The organism is Ruegeria sp. BI7 (genome assembly GCF_056537925.1).
On the sequence record NZ_JBQFSK010000001.1, the window covers coordinates 691,850 to 706,326 of the forward strand.

The 14,477-nt window shown below is 59.1% G+C and carries 15 protein-coding genes; 4 read left to right on the plus strand and 11 right to left on the minus strand.

Annotation, left to right across the window (positions count from 1 at the left end):
- Positions 1-38: 38 nt before the first annotated feature.
- From ACR0JB_RS03490 to ACR0JB_RS03500, 3 genes are read right to left on the minus strand one after another with little or no spacing between them, the layout of a single operon-like run.
- Positions 39-650, minus strand: coding sequence for a TorD/DmsD family molecular chaperone (locus ACR0JB_RS03490; RefSeq protein ID WP_170358029.1), 612 nt, complete (start codon positions 648-650; stop codon positions 39-41).
- A 4-nt stretch (positions 651-654) separates the two neighbouring features.
- Positions 655-1,242, minus strand: coding sequence for a DUF3306 domain-containing protein (locus ACR0JB_RS03495; protein WP_170348413.1), 588 nt, complete (start codon positions 1,240-1,242; stop codon positions 655-657).
- Positions 1,239-1,793, minus strand: a complete 555-nt coding sequence (locus tag ACR0JB_RS03500; protein WP_170348414.1) for a DUF3305 domain-containing protein — start codon at positions 1,791-1,793, stop codon at positions 1,239-1,241. The genes ACR0JB_RS03495 and ACR0JB_RS03500 overlap by 4 nt, the downstream gene beginning before the upstream one ends.
- Positions 1,794-2,014: 221 nt before the next feature.
- Here ACR0JB_RS03500 and ACR0JB_RS03505 point away from each other — a divergent pair, with 221 nt between their 5' ends.
- Complete coding sequence (locus tag ACR0JB_RS03505) at positions 2,015-3,967, plus strand: 4Fe-4S binding protein (RefSeq protein ID WP_480789681.1); 1,953 nt, start codon at positions 2,015-2,017, stop codon at positions 3,965-3,967.
- Here the strand turns inward: ACR0JB_RS03505 and ACR0JB_RS03510 are convergent.
- Positions 3,961-4,689, minus strand: a complete 729-nt coding sequence (locus tag ACR0JB_RS03510; RefSeq protein WP_480789682.1) for a c-type cytochrome — start codon at positions 4,687-4,689, stop codon at positions 3,961-3,963. The genes ACR0JB_RS03505 and ACR0JB_RS03510 overlap by 7 nt on opposite strands.
- A gap of 108 nt (positions 4,690-4,797) precedes the next feature.
- Here ACR0JB_RS03510 and ACR0JB_RS03515 point away from each other — a divergent pair, with 108 nt between their 5' ends.
- Genes ACR0JB_RS03515 through ACR0JB_RS03525 form a run of 3 tightly spaced genes read left to right on the plus strand, consistent with a single transcriptional unit; the run spans position 4,798 to position 7,030 of the window.
- Positions 4,798-5,859: an Mrp/NBP35 family ATP-binding protein gene (locus tag ACR0JB_RS03515; RefSeq protein ID WP_170393693.1), complete on the plus strand. Its 1,062-nt coding sequence runs from the start codon at positions 4,798-4,800 to the stop codon at positions 5,857-5,859.
- A complete protein-coding gene (locus tag ACR0JB_RS03520) occupies positions 5,856-6,551 on the plus strand; it encodes a biotin/lipoate--protein ligase family protein (RefSeq protein WP_170393695.1) in 696 nt (231 codons plus the stop codon). Before ACR0JB_RS03515 ends, ACR0JB_RS03520 begins: the two co-directional genes overlap by 4 nt.
- Positions 6,551-7,030, plus strand: coding sequence for a DUF6505 family protein (locus ACR0JB_RS03525; protein WP_170359302.1), 480 nt, complete (start codon positions 6,551-6,553; stop codon positions 7,028-7,030). The genes ACR0JB_RS03520 and ACR0JB_RS03525 overlap by 1 nt, the downstream gene beginning before the upstream one ends.
- 3 nt (positions 7,031-7,033) lie before the next feature.
- Here ACR0JB_RS03525 and ACR0JB_RS03530 read toward each other — a convergent pair whose 3' ends face one another.
- The 7 genes from ACR0JB_RS03530 to ACR0JB_RS03560 all read right to left on the minus strand — a co-directional run bounded on the left by ACR0JB_RS03530 (position 7,034) and on the right by ACR0JB_RS03560 (position 14,475).
- Positions 7,034-7,534: a flavin reductase family protein gene (locus ACR0JB_RS03530; protein ID WP_170393697.1), complete on the minus strand. Its 501-nt coding sequence runs from the start codon at positions 7,532-7,534 to the stop codon at positions 7,034-7,036.
- Between the two features lie 89 nt (positions 7,535-7,623).
- Complete coding sequence (locus tag ACR0JB_RS03535; protein ID WP_170393699.1) at positions 7,624-9,036, minus strand: 3'-5' exonuclease; 1,413 nt, start codon at positions 9,034-9,036, stop codon at positions 7,624-7,626.
- A 1-nt stretch (position 9,037) separates the two neighbouring features.
- Positions 9,038-9,556 (minus strand): hypothetical protein, encoded by a 519-nt coding sequence (locus tag ACR0JB_RS03540; RefSeq protein WP_170393701.1) that lies wholly within the window; start codon positions 9,554-9,556, stop codon positions 9,038-9,040.
- Between the two features lie 43 nt (positions 9,557-9,599).
- Positions 9,600-11,423: a DUF294 nucleotidyltransferase-like domain-containing protein gene (locus tag ACR0JB_RS03545; protein ID WP_170393703.1), complete on the minus strand. Its 1,824-nt coding sequence runs from the start codon at positions 11,421-11,423 to the stop codon at positions 9,600-9,602.
- A 109-nt stretch (positions 11,424-11,532) separates the two neighbouring features.
- On the minus strand, positions 11,533-13,317 hold the full coding sequence (locus tag ACR0JB_RS03550) for a sodium:solute symporter family protein (RefSeq protein ID WP_170393705.1): 1,785 nt from the start codon (positions 13,315-13,317) through the stop codon (positions 11,533-11,535).
- A gap of 5 nt (positions 13,318-13,322) precedes the next feature.
- Positions 13,323-13,607: a DUF4212 domain-containing protein gene (locus tag ACR0JB_RS03555; RefSeq protein ID WP_170348424.1), complete on the minus strand. Its 285-nt coding sequence runs from the start codon at positions 13,605-13,607 to the stop codon at positions 13,323-13,325.
- A gap of 184 nt (positions 13,608-13,791) precedes the next feature.
- Positions 13,792-14,475: an adenylate kinase gene (locus ACR0JB_RS03560; protein ID WP_170374930.1), complete on the minus strand. Its 684-nt coding sequence runs from the start codon at positions 14,473-14,475 to the stop codon at positions 13,792-13,794.
- Positions 14,476-14,477 lie beyond the last annotated feature (2 nt).

A 14,477-nucleotide genomic window follows, 5' to 3' on the forward strand; every position in this document is an offset into this window, starting at 1 on the left:
ATTTAGCGCCAATTCGGGCGCTGGCGAGTTGCGGTGGTTCACACCGCCGTCATTCGGAAGGCCTCGCGTTCGATTTCCATAAACACCCGACCGGCTGTGCCGACCGAGGCATAGAGAACCGACGCTTCGGCTGCTTCCAAATCAGAATAGAAATGTGTGGCCCAGGGGCCGATATGTTTGTTCCAGAACGCCTTTTGATCCTCGACCGTGGCGGGTGCGCCAAAACGGCCAACGATCATGCCTGCCATCATTTCCATCAGCGAGGCAATGTTGTCTTCAGGCTCGAATACGTTCTGCGCTCTGGTGATCCCGCGGACGGCCATGTCATTGCGCAACTGCGCCAGAGGTTTCTCGTTCAAAAAACCGGTCAGGTAATAGCTGCCATAAGGCAGCAGCTCACCCCGGCCCAGTCCGATGAACAGCGCATTGAATTCCCGTTCCGCGGCGGCGGGTTTGGTGACTTTGGCCACCCGCGCCATGGCTTGAATGGCTTGACCCAGGTCTGTGCCATCCCCGGTCAGACCCGCGACCTGATCTAGCAGCATTTGATCTGGTGGGCCTGACAGAAGCAGACCCAGAAAATTGTAGAAATCCGCGCGCAGGCGATCTTCGGCCGAGACTTCCAGATTTTGCGCATTGCCTGCGGTCATTTCGTCATCCTTCGAATTCAAATTTCATGCGGCGCGGGGCAACCTGCGGCGCTGTCTCGTCCACCTCATCGGTAAATGCCACGGCCACCTGGGCAGGGGCTGGGGTTGGAACCACTTCCGGTTCCTCTTCGGCTGCCAGGGTTTCACCTTCATCCACCAAGGGTTCGATTTCAGGGGCATCCTCTTCGGCCTCTGCAGCCAATGCTTCGATGTGGCTCAGCATTCCTTTGCCAACTTGATAGGCGGTCTGGATGTTCTCGATCACACAGGCCGCGTCGGTATAGTCCTCGCCATAGTCGACAAGCCCGTCCACATTGGCCAATACCGGGTTCAGCCGCCACAGCCGCCGCAAGGCACGGCGGCGCAACCGGTCAGGGACGGCCTTTGCCATAAACCCCGAGACATCATCCCCAGCCTGCAACTGATCGGGGTCGGGCAAGTTGAACTGTGCCAAAATCTCGGCGTCGCTCTTTTCTTCCAACTCGGCGTGTTGCGTGGCGATGACCTGTTCTTCACTCGCGATGACCTCGGCCTCGGCTTCGGCCTGAACGGCAGCTTTGCGGCGGGACCAGAAATCGCGAGCTTGGGTCATTGCAACAGCCTCCGCGGTGCGCGGTAAACGTCCGAGGTCTGCCGGATACGCGCATCCCCCTTGCCGTCCTCTACAAGGTCCGTCCGTTTCTTGTCGCGGCGGCGTTTAACGAAAACCTCATCACGGTGGTGTTCCAGCGCGAAATCCCGAACCCAGGCAATCAGCCCTTCAGTCATCGGGATTTTTTCGACAATCTCTTCGCCGGTATCTGCATAATCCTGTCCTTCGAACGGGGACGCCGTGACCAGCACCGCATCCATCGGGCGTTCGCCATCCAGCGCATCGCGAAGAACAAGGTAGATCGAAGGTTGTCCGTCGGACAGGTTGACCATGTAGGCCTCAGTTTCATCAGCCCAAAGCGTCAAGGGAAGGGTGGCGGCGTGGTACTCCACGGCTTCACCCTCGCGACGCATCTCAAGCCAATCCGCTGGCCCGGCACCGGGTAGCACGGCAACGGCGCGCCAGTTCCATTTCGCCCAGCGGGTTACACCGGGTGTTTTGCGCACGACGACGCCGATTGGCATTTCAATCTGGCTTGCGGCCTTGGCCACTTAGTCCTCCCCGGAAGGCTCTCCCCTGCCTTCCCCTGGGTCTACTATGGTACACAAAGCAACCATGTGCCAAGTCTGAATTGCTGGGCTAATGATCTGATCACCGATTGTTTACGAACCCGAGAGGCATTGAAGACCCGGCCATGCCGAAAGATTTGCCATGGGGCATTGCCACTTTTCCAAGACACCCTAAGCTGAAACCAAGATGGGGAGGGGATGCCATGGGCACAAAACTAATACTATGCGATTGCGCCGGAACGCAGGATCTGGAGGCCGAGAAAATCGCATCCGCTTGTGGGATCGCCTGCTCAAAGGTTCATACGGCCCTGTGTACGGCTGAGTTGGAGACTGCTGTATCCCTGATGCAGGACGGGGATATGGTGATTGCCTGCGGGCAGGAGCAAGATGTGTTCCGGGACCTTGCAGACGAATTGAATATCAACATGCCGGGGTTTGTCGACTTGCGTGACCGCGCCGGTTGGTCAGAGCAGAGTAGCGATGCGACCCCCAAGATGGCCGCTTTGGCGGCTGAGGCTCTGCTGCCTCAGCCCATCACGCCCAGCGTTGACGTCTTTAGCGAAGGCACCTGTTTCATTGTCGGGGCAGGTGAGGTGAGTTTTGATCTGGCGGCCCGGCTGTCGGACACTTTGGCAGTGACGGTGCTGGTGACCGACGACGCGTCGCCGGTTTCGCGGTCATTTGACGTGGTGCGCGGCCAACTTCGGTCGCTGAACGGCGCACTGGGCGGGTTCACATTGCGGCTGGACGCCTTGCAACAGCTAAAGCCGGGCGGTCGTGGGGCGTTTACCTGGACTGAGGCCCGCGATGGGGCGCACTCGGCCTGCGATATTATTATAGACCTGTCCGGTGGCACTGCGTTCGTTCAGGCCCCGGCCAAACGCGAAGGCTATTTGCGCGCCGATCCCAAGGACCCGCTTGCCGTGGAACGGTTGGCCTATGAGGCAGTGCAACTGGTTGGCACGTTTGAAAAGCCGCTTTACGTGCGGCTCGAAGAAACGCTGTGTGCCCATTCCCGTGCCGAGCAGGTCGCTTGTACCAACTGTCTGGATATTTGTCCGACGGGTGCGATCGTGCCGGCGAAGGAACATGTGTCCATTGACCCAATGGTCTGCGCCGGATGCGGGGAATGTGCGGCGGTGTGCCCATCGACCGCTATCACATACGAGGACCCGCCAGTTTCTGCCCTGTTGTCACGCATGCACATTCTGGCGCGGACCTATCGGCGGGCAGGGGGGACGTCGCCCCGTTTGTTGGTCCACGATGCCCACGGTGCTGAGATGATCCGGCTGGCCGCCCGGTTCGGGCGCGGCTTGCCCGCAGATGTCATCCCGCTTGAGTTAAACGTGATTTCGGGGTTCGGCCACGCCGAAATGCTGGCCGCATTGGCGCATGGGTTCGCCCGGGTCGATATCCTTCTGGCCCCAACCACCGAGCGCGACGCCTTGGATCGCGAATTGGCGTTGGCGCAGGCGATTGCCGGACCGGATGGGTTGTCCTTGATTGATGAGGCCGACCCCGACGCGATGGCAGATTGGCTGTATGCGCAGGACGTTCCCTCACCACTGGCTGATCCGGTGCTGCCGCTGGGCAACCGCAGACAAATCGCGCGCTTGTCTGCACAGGCGTTGAATCCGCAGGCGGATACACCTTTATCATTACCCGAAAATGCTCCGTACGGGGCGGTGGTGGTGAATACGGACGCCTGTACATTGTGCCTCAGCTGCGTGTCGCTGTGCCCGTCAGGTGCGTTGGCTGACAACCCGGACAAACCGCAGCTGAACTTTCAGCAGGACGCCTGTTTGCAATGTGGCTTGTGCAAGGGCGTTTGCCCCGAGGATGCGATTACCCTTGTCCCGCAACTGGACCTGAGCGACGCAGCCTTGTCTCAGCAGGTGCTGAATGAGGAAGAACCCTTTGCCTGCGTTGAATGCGGTGCGTTGTTCGGTGTGAAATCTACGGTCGAACGGATCATGGAAAAGCTGTCTGGCACGCATCCGATGTTTGCCACCTCGGACAAGGCCCGGATGATCCAGATGTGTGACAACTGCCGAGTGAACGCGCAGTTTCAGCAATCAGACAATCCGTTCCAGTCCAATCCAAGACCCAAGGTTGTCACGACCGAGGATTATTTCTCAAAGCGAAAGGATCATTGAAGCTGTAGCGGTGCGCCCAAATCAGCAGCCTGGATGGCAGAAACAAACGCCAGAATGGCCTCCAGCTCTTCCAGCGTCATCTCGACCGGGTGAATGGGCGAGGGGCGTTCAGGGGCAAACGGCGGTGTCAGCCCGTCAATTTGTGTGAAGGCGGGATGAGGGTTTAGGGCAAAGAACGCCTCAAACCGTTCAGACCAGTCCGGCATCGATCGCAGCACCGCGAATGATGGGGTTGAGCCCAGACCGTTCATCCGGTTCTGCGGCCCAATCACATGACACCGGCCGCAATGGGTCATCGACAGTTCCGCGCCCCGGGCAGCGTCGCCTTCGATCACGGTTTCCTGCTGGGTTGCCGTTACTTCGAAACTCGCAGAGAAGGGTGCCCCTTGGTCAGGGACAAAGCTTTCGACCGTATTCTTGCCGATATCGGACAGCAGCCAGTCGCGGAACCGTTCGTGCCGGGCGTTGTCTTCGATCCGTAGATGGTACACCACACCGCCGCGTGCAAAGACTGGATCGCCCGGCGGGGAGGTTTCCAGCACCAAAATGCCCCCGTCATCCGCAATAACGCGTATCCCGGTCTTGAGAGAGAAGCGAGGAAGGATATGTTGCAGCAGACCAGAGTCTGTTACTTCCGTCGGGGCGGCAAGGCCAATGGCCTCCTGCGACCAAGAGGGACTGGCAGAGAGCGTCAGGCTCAGGCACAAAAGGACAACGCGCATGGCCCAACCTAACGGTCTGGTCCCGATTGCGTCAAATGAACTGAATGAGACGGAGACACATGCAATGAAACGCAACCTCATCGTGGGTGGAATTAAAGGGGTAATGGCATGAGTGTTCGTGACGCGGTTCTGGCAAACCTGAAAAAGATCACTGACCCTGTATCGGGGCAGGATATCGTTAGCGCCGGAGTGGTGCGCGCGCTGAATGTCGAAGGTGACACCGTTCGGTTCGTACTTGAGATTGATCCGAAACAGGCCGAGCGAATGGAGCCCGTTCGTGCCGCCGCCGAGCAGGCCGCAAAGTTGGCAGACGGTGTGGCCAATGTGTCTGCTCTGCTGACCGCGCATTCGGAAAAGGCTCCGCCAGATCTGAAACCGAAACCCAAGCCATCGCAAACCGGCCCGCAGGCCGTACCGGGGGTGGATCGGATAATCGCCATTGCCTCGGGTAAAGGCGGGGTAGGTAAATCCACCGTGTCTGCCAACCTTGCCTGTGCGCTGGCGGCCGAGGGGCGTCGTGTCGGTCTATTGGACGCTGATGTTTATGGCCCGTCGCAGCCCCGGATGCTGGGTGTCTCGGGCCGTCCGGCCAGCCCCGATGGCAAGACGATCCTGCCGCTGCGCAATCACGGCGTCACCATGATGTCGATGGGTCTGATGACCAATGAAGGGCAAGCGGTTGTCTGGCGCGGCCCAATGCTGATGGGCGCGCTGCAACAGATGATGAGCCAGGTTCAGTGGGGCGCTTTGGACGTGCTGATCGTGGACTTGCCGCCAGGCACCGGTGACGTGCAACTGACGCTGAGCCAAAAGTTCAAGGTGGACGGTGCCATTGTTGTATCTACCCCGCAGGACGTGGCCTTGATCGATGCCCGCAAAGGGATCGACATGTTCAACCAGCTCAAGACTCCTATCGTCGGCATGATCGAAAACATGTCGACCCATATCTGCTCCAACTGCGGGCATGAGGAACACGTGTTTGGCCACGGCGGTGTGAAATCCGAGGCCGAAGCGCTGGGTGTTCCGCTGCTGGGTGAAATCCCCCTGCATCTGGATATCCGGGTCGCTGCGGACGGGGGCGCGCCCATCGTGGTCAGCAAACCCGACAGCCCGCAGGCTGAGGCATTCCGCAAAGTCGCCCGCGATATGATTGCCAAGGGTAACGCATGAACCAACCGGTCTTTCCGCCATTGCTGACGGGCCATCCTGTGCAGGGCGGGGAAGACCCGTTCGACCGCGCCCAAGCCATGGCCGCGCTGGGCTGCGACGCGGGGACGGTGGTTTACAACATTCAAGCCGACCGCCTGCGCGTTGCCATCGTTTTTGCGCCCGAGGTGCCTTTGCAGGACGCTATGGCGATGCTGCCCTTGTGCGCCGTGGGGTTTCAGAACGCGCTAGGCGCGCTGGCTCCGCCCGAGGTTGCCGTGCATCTGGGCTGGGACGGACTGATTTGCGTGAACGGGGCGAAGTGTGGAATGTTCCGCACCGCCGCCTCAGGCCGCGATCCCGGGCAAGAACCCGATTGGCTGGTGGTCAGTTGGGAACTGGCGTTGCTGCAAACCGGTGATGATCCGGGGAAAACGCCGGATGTCACCGCGCTGTATGACGAAGGGTGCGCCGATGTCTCAGCAGCACAACTGGTTGAAAGCTGGTCGCGGCATATGCTGACCTGGCTCAATCGCTGGCAAGAGGACGGCAACGCTCCTTTGCACGGCGAATGGATGGGGCTGCTGCGCGGCGTCGGAGAGCCCTACGGAGAGACGGGCGTGTTTCTGGGTACAGATGAGCGGTTCGGTATGCTGATCCGTGACGGCGATGAAACACGTTTACGCCCGCTGACCGAACTATTGGAGAACCGATGATGAAACTGGCTCGAGCGATCCATTTCGATGAAAGCGACATGAACGTCTTCCATTCACCGGCGCGGACGGGGGAATGGTGCATATCAGGCGGGTTTGAATTCTCGAACTGGGGTGAGGCCGATCTGGAAGGTAAGGCGCGGCAGGCGTTTTCAAACGGTTGGTTGGGTGTTGAAACCTTTGGGCGTGTGACTTTCGTCGCCGTGACACAGATCGAACAGGCCGAATTGGACCAGATTGTGCAAACTCTGGCCGAGCATTTTGTGCAATTCTACGGTGCGCCTTCAGTCGAAGCGGCCTTGGGTGTGGCACAGGCCGAAATCGTCCATATGAGTGAGCTTTGCGAAGAACACGCCCCGAACACACTGTTGACGGTCGCGCGTGAGTTGTCCGACACGGGCGTACACGAAGCGTTCCGAATTATCACCCCACAGGAAACACAGCTTGAGGCGTTGGCCGTTCACGGCTCGCTTGATGAATGAAGCTTACAGCAGGTCCGCGAAGCCGCCGAACTGACCGCGTTTGAAGATCAGCCCTTTGCCCGTGCGATACATCACCTGTTCAACCTCACCAACCAGGATCAAGTGATCCCCGGCCTCGTGCTTGGCATGTAACTGGCAATCGAACCGGGCCAGACACTCGTTCAGTTGCGGCCTGCCTTTGTGATCCGTATCCCATTCCACGTGCGAGAAATCCAACCCATCACGCGCGAACTGCAGTGCCTGATTCTGCTGTTCCTGTGCCATCACGTGAATGGAATAATGTTGGCAGGCATTAAAGGAATTGAACCGAAACGAGTCCTTTGCCAGGCACCACAGCACCAACGGCGGATCCAGCGAGACCGATGAGAACGAGTTGACGGTTATCGCACGCGGTCCGTTTTCGGTGTTCGTCGTGATGACGGTGACACCTGTTCCGAAACACCCCAGCGCTTCGCGAAAAGCGGTACTTTGGTCAGGAGTTGGGGTGAAGGTCTTTTCAGTCATTGTCCGCTCGTGCAGTGGCCGCGCATCAGGTGCCACGGTCTGCCGGAATTGTCCATGAAAAGCTGAATCTTGAGCGAATATTTTGACGTTCAGTTCAAATCTTCCAGCAGGCGGCCATGTTGGCGGGTTGCCTCGATGACTGCGCCAAAGGTTGTCATGCCACGGGCTTGCAGCATCGGCAGCATCTTGACCAGTGCTTGCGCTGTGGCGACAGCGTCGCCAAGGGCGGTGTGGCGCAGGTCGTGCGGAATGGCAATCTCTAACCTGTCACACAACGCATCCAGGGTGTGCTTGTCGCTGGCGCCGAACAGAACAGCAGATAGCAAAACGGTGTCGAGGATGGGGTGATCCCAGTCGACATCCATGCGTTTGGCATGGCGCCGCAGAAAGGCCATGTCGAAAGGCGCGTTATGGGCCACGATCACCGCATCCCGCGCGAATTCGTGGAACGTGCGCCCCGCCGCAGCAATATCCGGCGCGCCCTGAACCATGTGGTCGCTGATATGATGAACTTTGGTCGAAGCCGGCGGGATCGGCATGCCAGGATCAACCAACATATCAAACCGCTCGCCCTGAACGATGCGGCCATTCACAACCCTGACCGCGCCGATCTGGACGATTTCGTCCTTGTGCGGCAGTAGTCCCGTGGTTTCGGTGTCAAACACCACAAAACACAGATCGCGAAGGGCGAGAGATTCGAACTCGCCCGCGACCGCGCTGTTCAGCAAGTCAAAGTCGTATACCAGTGGGCGCGCAGCCTCGGGTGCGATATTAGCGGCGCTTTCGTCGAATATCAGCAGATATCCGGGCGCGTCGCCCAGCGGCTTCATGCGGGCGGAATAGGTTTGCGCACCGTCGATGCTGGTCAGGATGCAATCGACCTCAAGCCCGGATTTTGACAGTTTCTCATAGGCTTGTTGCAGTGGCACGGGCTGTAGGTATTCGTAAAGCGAGGCGTTCAAGCGGGGATGGGCGATTTGGGCCAGCACTCCGGCGGCCTGCCCATCGTACAACACGATTTTGTGGGTGGGGCTGGCCAGCACCATCGCCACCGGAATCTCGGTCAGCAGGGCCGTCAGTCTTTGTTTTTCAGCAGACAGATGCGCAGTCTCAGCAGCCACGGCCTGAGCCACATCCATGGTCTTGCCTGACAGCTGATCCGCCAGCCCGGCTGCCGCTGGGGCCAGGTCGCCCAGATAACGCGCGGCCTGCATGTCCATATCCGTGCTGACGCCCGCATGTGCGCGGGCGCGCAGCTGGGCCGATAGACGTTCGATGGGCTTTGCCACGTTGTCGTCAAACAGCAGCCAGACGGCAATGATCAAGGCGATGAAGCCGAAACCCATAAGGATTTCAGCCAGGATAAAAGCACTTGCTAACGCAGGATCAGCGACACGCAGATAGCTTACCCAAAGTGCCACAGAGCTAACGGCCAGTGCGCCCACTGCCATCAAGCAGAAGAACAGAAAAATTCGGACGCGCAGGCTAAGCCGGGTCAGCATGTTAAACTCCGCAGGTGGCCTCGACGATGGGGTCCTCGGCGTTGACGGTCAGCCAGTCGGCATTGAGCAATTGGCCGTCGTCACCGAACTCGGCTCCATCGGCCAGGCTGGCACGGCTGTTGGTGGCGCAGTCGACGGCCACCGGCAGTTTCGAGATCGGTGACCAGCGACCAAAGAAATACATGTCCACAAGGCGTTGATCCGGCACCTGCTCGTTGGTGCGGACCGAGGCGGTGTCGATCGCGGCAAAGCGATTGACGAACGGTACGGCGTAGGTCCACGGGCGATAGAAGGCCCGGCTTTTAACCTCTTGCACGATTTCCATTTCTTCCGGCAGCGTTTCAGTGGTTCGGTCGTACCAGGAATACTCGCTGGCGATGGTCATGCCGATCATACCCAACCCAGCCGCGACCGGAGCGGCCCAGCGGGGCAGGCGACCACCCGTCAGTTTGTTCACTCCCATCACCACTCCTGCAAAGGCGATCCCTGCAAAGATGGTGCCGATCAGTTCCAGAAACATGTTTTTCTCCTGGTTTAACGCTTTTGCGCCCGTTTGGGTCTGCCTAGTTCAGCATACCTTTGCCATGGCCCACCGCCGACTGCATTGTTTTTACGACGACAAAGGCGTCTCGCAGATGACTTCGCTCAAAGTCAGACAAAGTCGATGGTGGAAGATAGTTGTCGGGGTTTTTGCCGGATTTGACCAGCCTCACCTGATGTTCCAACCGTGTTTCAGCGATCAAGTCATAGGCGTCCAGAATATCCCGCGCGCCCGAAGGGCTAAGAACTTGGGCCGCTTCGGCGGCTTTCAAGCGGGCGCGGGTGTTGGCCTCGGGCAACTGACCCTGAAGGCTGTAGATGCGGGCCAGATCAACCACCGGCACAACGCCGTTATGTTTCAGATCAAGCGTGTTGCGATGTTCGCCCGAGCGGATGGTGGCAAAACCTCGCAACAGGCCGAGCGGGGGCGTGTGCTTTAATGAATTGGAAATCATGTGCGCCACGAAGATCGAATTCGCGTTGGCTGCAGCCAGCGTGTCGGCTTGCAGATCCTCGAACAGTTCGAACGCGCCGCCGATGGGGCGCAGGTCGAACATGACCGAGGCTAGCATTTGCGCCTCGGGGTTCGGTTTGGCGATCCAGCCGTTGAAATAATCCCGCCATACCCTCACCGGCTGACACCAGCGGGGGTTGGTCGCCATCATGTCGCCCGGGCAATAGAAATACCCGCAAGTGTCCAACCCGTCCGAAACATATTTTGCCAGTTCGCTGAAATAGGCCATGTCGCCGTCAGACATGTTGTCGTCCAGCATCAGGCAATTGTCCTGATCCGATACGCCGGTCTGCTCTTGCCGCCCTTGCGAACCACAGGCTAGCCACAGATAAGGCACGGGCGGCGGGCCTAATTTCTTTTCTGCCAGCGCCAGCAGACGGCGGGTCACGGTATCGGCGATGTCGGTGATCAGACGGGTAACGATCTCATGCCGGTTACCGCTGGCCACCAGCTGCACCAGAAGTTGAGGAATTTCAGCCGTGACCAGTGCCATTTCACCCGCAGACTTGGCATGAGCGATCCGCCGAACCAGTTCGGCCGAGTTTACGGCCTGATAGTGGGTCAGATCGGTCTGCGTGACGATACCGACCAGCTTGCCGCCTTCACAGATCGGGATATGGCCGATCCCGCGCTCCATCATCACATGCAACACGTCCGATCCGATATCGGAGGGTGAAAGAGTGACGGGATCAGGTGTCATGATCGCTGAAACGGGCGTTGTTTCGGGCATGTTGTCCGCCACGTATTTTCCGGCTACGTCCCGCAGCGTTGCGATGCCCAGCAGCGTGTCGTCGTGGGTCACGCACAGAGACGAGATATGGCGATCGCGCATCACCCGCGCGGCTTTTTGAACTTGCATGTCCGGAGGACAGGTGGCCGGGTTGTGGGCCATCAAAACGTCAATCGCGCTGGTGGCCAAGCTTTGCGGACCGGCACGTTCCCCGCGCGTACGGTTGAAGAAGTTGGCGACAACATCATGGCCGTCGATCAGCCCGCGCACCACGTTGGGGGGCAGAACCATCAGAACGGACGGCGTATGCGTATGTGCATGGGTTGCAGCTTTGCCGTCCTTCAGAAGACCACGTTCCCCAAAGGAATTGCGCAGTCCCAGATGCGAAACGACAGCGCCGTTTTCATCCGTGATCTCAACCTGTCCTTCATAGATCACAAATATGCCGGGTAGGGTGTTGCCCAGCTCATACACGGGAAACCCTTCATCGACCTCCCACACCTCGATCTGGTTGGCCAGATCGTCCAGCGTGTCAGGCGGCAAGGCGTCATAGGGGTGTACGGATTTCAGAAACCGGGTGATCTGGTCATGGGACAGGGGCATCAGACAATCCTGGGCTTCCATTTGAAAAATCCCGCCCGGTGGAATGCCGGGCGGGAACAGTAGGTCGAAAGACGCGGCACACGGGTGTTATCCATATGCCGCATCATGCTCATTTATTCTGAGCTGCGCCAGCGCCACGGGGAATGCGAACGCTTTCGACCAATTCCACGATCTCCTGCGGGGTCTCTTTGGTCATACCAGCGACCACGTAGGCGACACCGAAGTTGATCATCGCACCGATTGCACCGAACGAGGTCGACTTGATCGGACCCAGCAGCGGATCAGCATCGGTGAACGAGTTGGTGCCCGGAATGAACAGCCAGCCCTTGTGCAGGAAGATGTAGACCAGGGTCACGGTCAGACCAGCCAGCATACCAGCAACCGCGCCGGTGTTGTTGATGCGGGTCGAGAAGATCCCCATCATCAGCGCCGGGAAGATCGAGGCTGCCGCCAGACCGAAGGCCAAGGCCACAGTTTGCGCTGCAAAGCCCGGTGGGTTCAGACCCAGATAAGTTGCAACAACGATGGCCACGGCCATTGCGATCCGCGCCGCCAGAAGCTCTCCTTTTTCCGAGATCTGCGGGTTGATCGCGCCTTTGACAAGGTCGTGGGACACAGCCGACGAGATCGCCAGCAACAGACCCGCAGCGGTCGACAGAGCAGCCGCAAGACCACCGGCAGCGACCAGACCGATTACCCAACCTGGCAGGTTGGCGATCTCGGGATTGGCCAAAACCAGGATGTCGCGGTTGAACTTGGTCAACTCGTTACCCACCCAGCCTTTTTCTTCGGCAAGCACCTGCATGTCTGCATTCTGATCGTTGTAGTACTGGATTTTACCGTCGCCGTTCTTGTCTTCCCAATCCAGCAGCCCGGTTTTCTGCCATGTCTGCATCCAGTCATAACGCGGATCCGTGTCGATTTCCTCGACCGAAACGGCACCACCTTCGATGCCACCATTGGGCCACATCATGTCGGTGATGTTCAGGCGGGCCATTGCGCCAACCGCAGGGGCGGTCAGATACAGCAGCGCGATAAAGACCAGCGTCCAGCCAGCCGACCAGCGGGCGTCAGCCACGCGAGGCACGGTGAAGAAGCGCATGATCACGTGCGGCAGACCGGCAGTACCGATCATCAGCGACAGCGTGAACAGCACCATGTTCAGCGTGTTCGAGTGGTGCGCTGTGTAGTCGGCAAAGCCCAGCTCGGTCACGATTGCGTCCAGCTTGGTCAGCAGAGGCTCACCACTGGCGGTATCACTGAAAAGACCCAGCGCCGGAACCGGCGTGCCGGTCAGCTGCAGCGAGATAAAGATTGCCGGGATGGTATAGGCTGTGATCAGCACGCAGTACTGAGCGACCTGAGTATAGGTCACACCCTTCATCCCGCCGAACACCGCGTAAGCAAACACGACACAGGCACCGATCAGCAGACCGGATGTGTTGGACACCTCGAGGAAGCGGCCAAAGGCCACGCCAACGCCGGTCATCTGACCGATTACGTAAGTCACAGAGGCCACGATCAGACAGATCACCGCAACGATACGTGCGGTCTGGCTGTAGAAGCGGTCGCCGATGAATTCCGATACGGTGTATTTGCCGAACTTACGTAGGTAAGGCGCAAGCAGCAGTGCCAGCAGCACGTACCCACCGGTCCAACCCATCAGGAAGGTCGAGTTGTCATAGCCGGTAAAGGCAATCAGACCCGCCATCGAGATGAACGAAGCCGCCGACATCCAGTCGGCCGCTGTTGCCATACCGTTGGTGACCGGGTGAACGCCGCGACCGGCGGCGTAAAATTCCGATGTGGAACCCGCCCGGGCCCAGATCGCGATGCCGATGTATAGCGCAAAGGACGCGCCGACAAACAGCAGGTTGATAGTAAACTGGTCCATGGGGTTTACTCCTCATCCACGCCGTATTCGGCGTCCAGCTTGTTCATGCGCCAGGCGTAGTTGAAGATCAGCACCAGAAAGACCAGGATTGATCCCTGCTGAGCGAACCAAAAGCCCAGATCGGTGCCGCCAACGGCGATACCGGACAGCAGCGGACGCAGCAGAATGCCGAATCCAAAAGACACCAGCGCCCAGATCACGAGGCTGATGTAGATGAGACGCAGGTTGGCCTGCCAATAGCCCTTGTCGGCCTCGGCAGCCTGCGCGGAGTTTGTTGATTGATCCGCCATTGCGGGTTCCTCCTTCGCTTCCTCGTTGGGCGGCCCGTGCCCAACTCCTCCAGTGACTTGGGCCGCTTCTCGATTGTGCCTGGCACCAGCATGATGTCAGGCAAGACTCCTCTGGTCCGCCAAGGCGGGTCCATTGAAGTATTCTCTTGTTGGATCAAAGCCTTGGGGGGCTTTTCTCCTCCCCTTAACTCATCGCGTGACCCACGATATTCTTGAGGTCGCTCGCGATGTCTTCGATCTTGCCCATTGCGTTAGTGCGTTGCAGAACACCGTGGGATTCATAGTAAGTGATCAGCGGCGCGGTTTGGGCGTGATAGGCAGCAAGGCGCGAGGCAACGGTTTCGGCGTTGTCGTCGGCGCGGCGTTTGAACTCGGTATAGCCGCATTTGTCGCATTTGCCTTCGACCGCGGGGACCTTGAACGTGTCATGAAATCCTTCACCGCAGCCTGCGCAGGTGTAGCGGCCCGAGATGCGGGTGACCATTTCGGCGTCTTCGACCTCAAGGCTGATTGCGGCGCTGATCTTCTGGCCGTTTTCCGACAGCAATCCGTCCAGCGCCTCGGCCTGCACGGTCGTGCGCGGGAAGCCGTCCAGAATGACACCTTTGGCGCAGTCCGGTTCATCCAGCCGGTCGCGCAAGATAGCGATGACGATCTCGTCGCTGACCAGATCGCCAGCTTCCATAACGGCCTTTGCAGCAAGTCCGGCCTCGGTCTCGGCGGCAACGGCGGCACGCAACAGGTCGCCGGTGCTGAGTTGTACAAGCCCGAACGTGTCTTCGAGCATCCGCGCCTGCGTGCCCTTCCCGGCGCCCGGAGGGCCGAGAAGGATCAGAACGGCGGGGGTGGTGGTCGTGGCAGCGTCCATCA

Excerpts from the sequence above, each read along its gene's own strand:
- ACR0JB_RS03540 (WP_170393701.1), bottom strand. The coding sequence starts at position 9,556 with ATGTTTCTGGAACTGATCGGCACCATCTTTGCAGGGATCGCCTTTGCA.
- ACR0JB_RS03515 (WP_170393693.1), top strand. The coding sequence starts at position 4,798 with ATGAGTGTTCGTGACGCGGTTCTGGCAAACCTGAAAAAGATCACTGAC.
- ACR0JB_RS03555 (WP_170348424.1), bottom strand. The coding sequence starts at position 13,607 with ATGGCGGATCAATCAACAAACTCCGCGCAGGCTGCCGAGGCCGACAAG.
- ACR0JB_RS03495 (WP_170348413.1), bottom strand. The coding sequence starts at position 1,242 with ATGACCCAAGCTCGCGATTTCTGGTCCCGCCGCAAAGCTGCCGTTCAG.
- ACR0JB_RS03560 (WP_170374930.1), bottom strand. The coding sequence starts at position 14,475 with ATGGACGCTGCCACGACCACCACCCCCGCCGTTCTGATCCTTCTCGGC.
- ACR0JB_RS03505 (WP_480789681.1), top strand. The coding sequence starts at position 2,015 with ATGGGCACAAAACTAATACTATGCGATTGCGCCGGAACGCAGGATCTG.
- ACR0JB_RS03510 (WP_480789682.1), bottom strand. The coding sequence starts at position 4,689 with ATGCGCGTTGTCCTTTTGTGCCTGAGCCTGACGCTCTCTGCCAGTCCC.
- ACR0JB_RS03550 (WP_170393705.1), bottom strand. The coding sequence starts at position 13,317 with ATGGACCAGTTTACTATCAACCTGCTGTTTGTCGGCGCGTCCTTTGCG.
- ACR0JB_RS03530 (WP_170393697.1), bottom strand. The coding sequence starts at position 7,534 with ATGACTGAAAAGACCTTCACCCCAACTCCTGACCAAAGTACCGCTTTT.
- ACR0JB_RS03490 (WP_170358029.1), bottom strand. The coding sequence starts at position 650 with ATGACCGCAGGCAATGCGCAAAATCTGGAAGTCTCGGCCGAAGATCGC.
- ACR0JB_RS03520 (WP_170393695.1), top strand. The coding sequence starts at position 5,856 with ATGAACCAACCGGTCTTTCCGCCATTGCTGACGGGCCATCCTGTGCAG.
- ACR0JB_RS03525 (WP_170359302.1), top strand. The coding sequence starts at position 6,551 with ATGAAACTGGCTCGAGCGATCCATTTCGATGAAAGCGACATGAACGTC.
- ACR0JB_RS03535 (WP_170393699.1), bottom strand. The coding sequence starts at position 9,036 with ATGCTGACCCGGCTTAGCCTGCGCGTCCGAATTTTTCTGTTCTTCTGC.
- ACR0JB_RS03545 (WP_170393703.1), bottom strand. The coding sequence starts at position 11,423 with ATGCCCCTGTCCCATGACCAGATCACCCGGTTTCTGAAATCCGTACAC.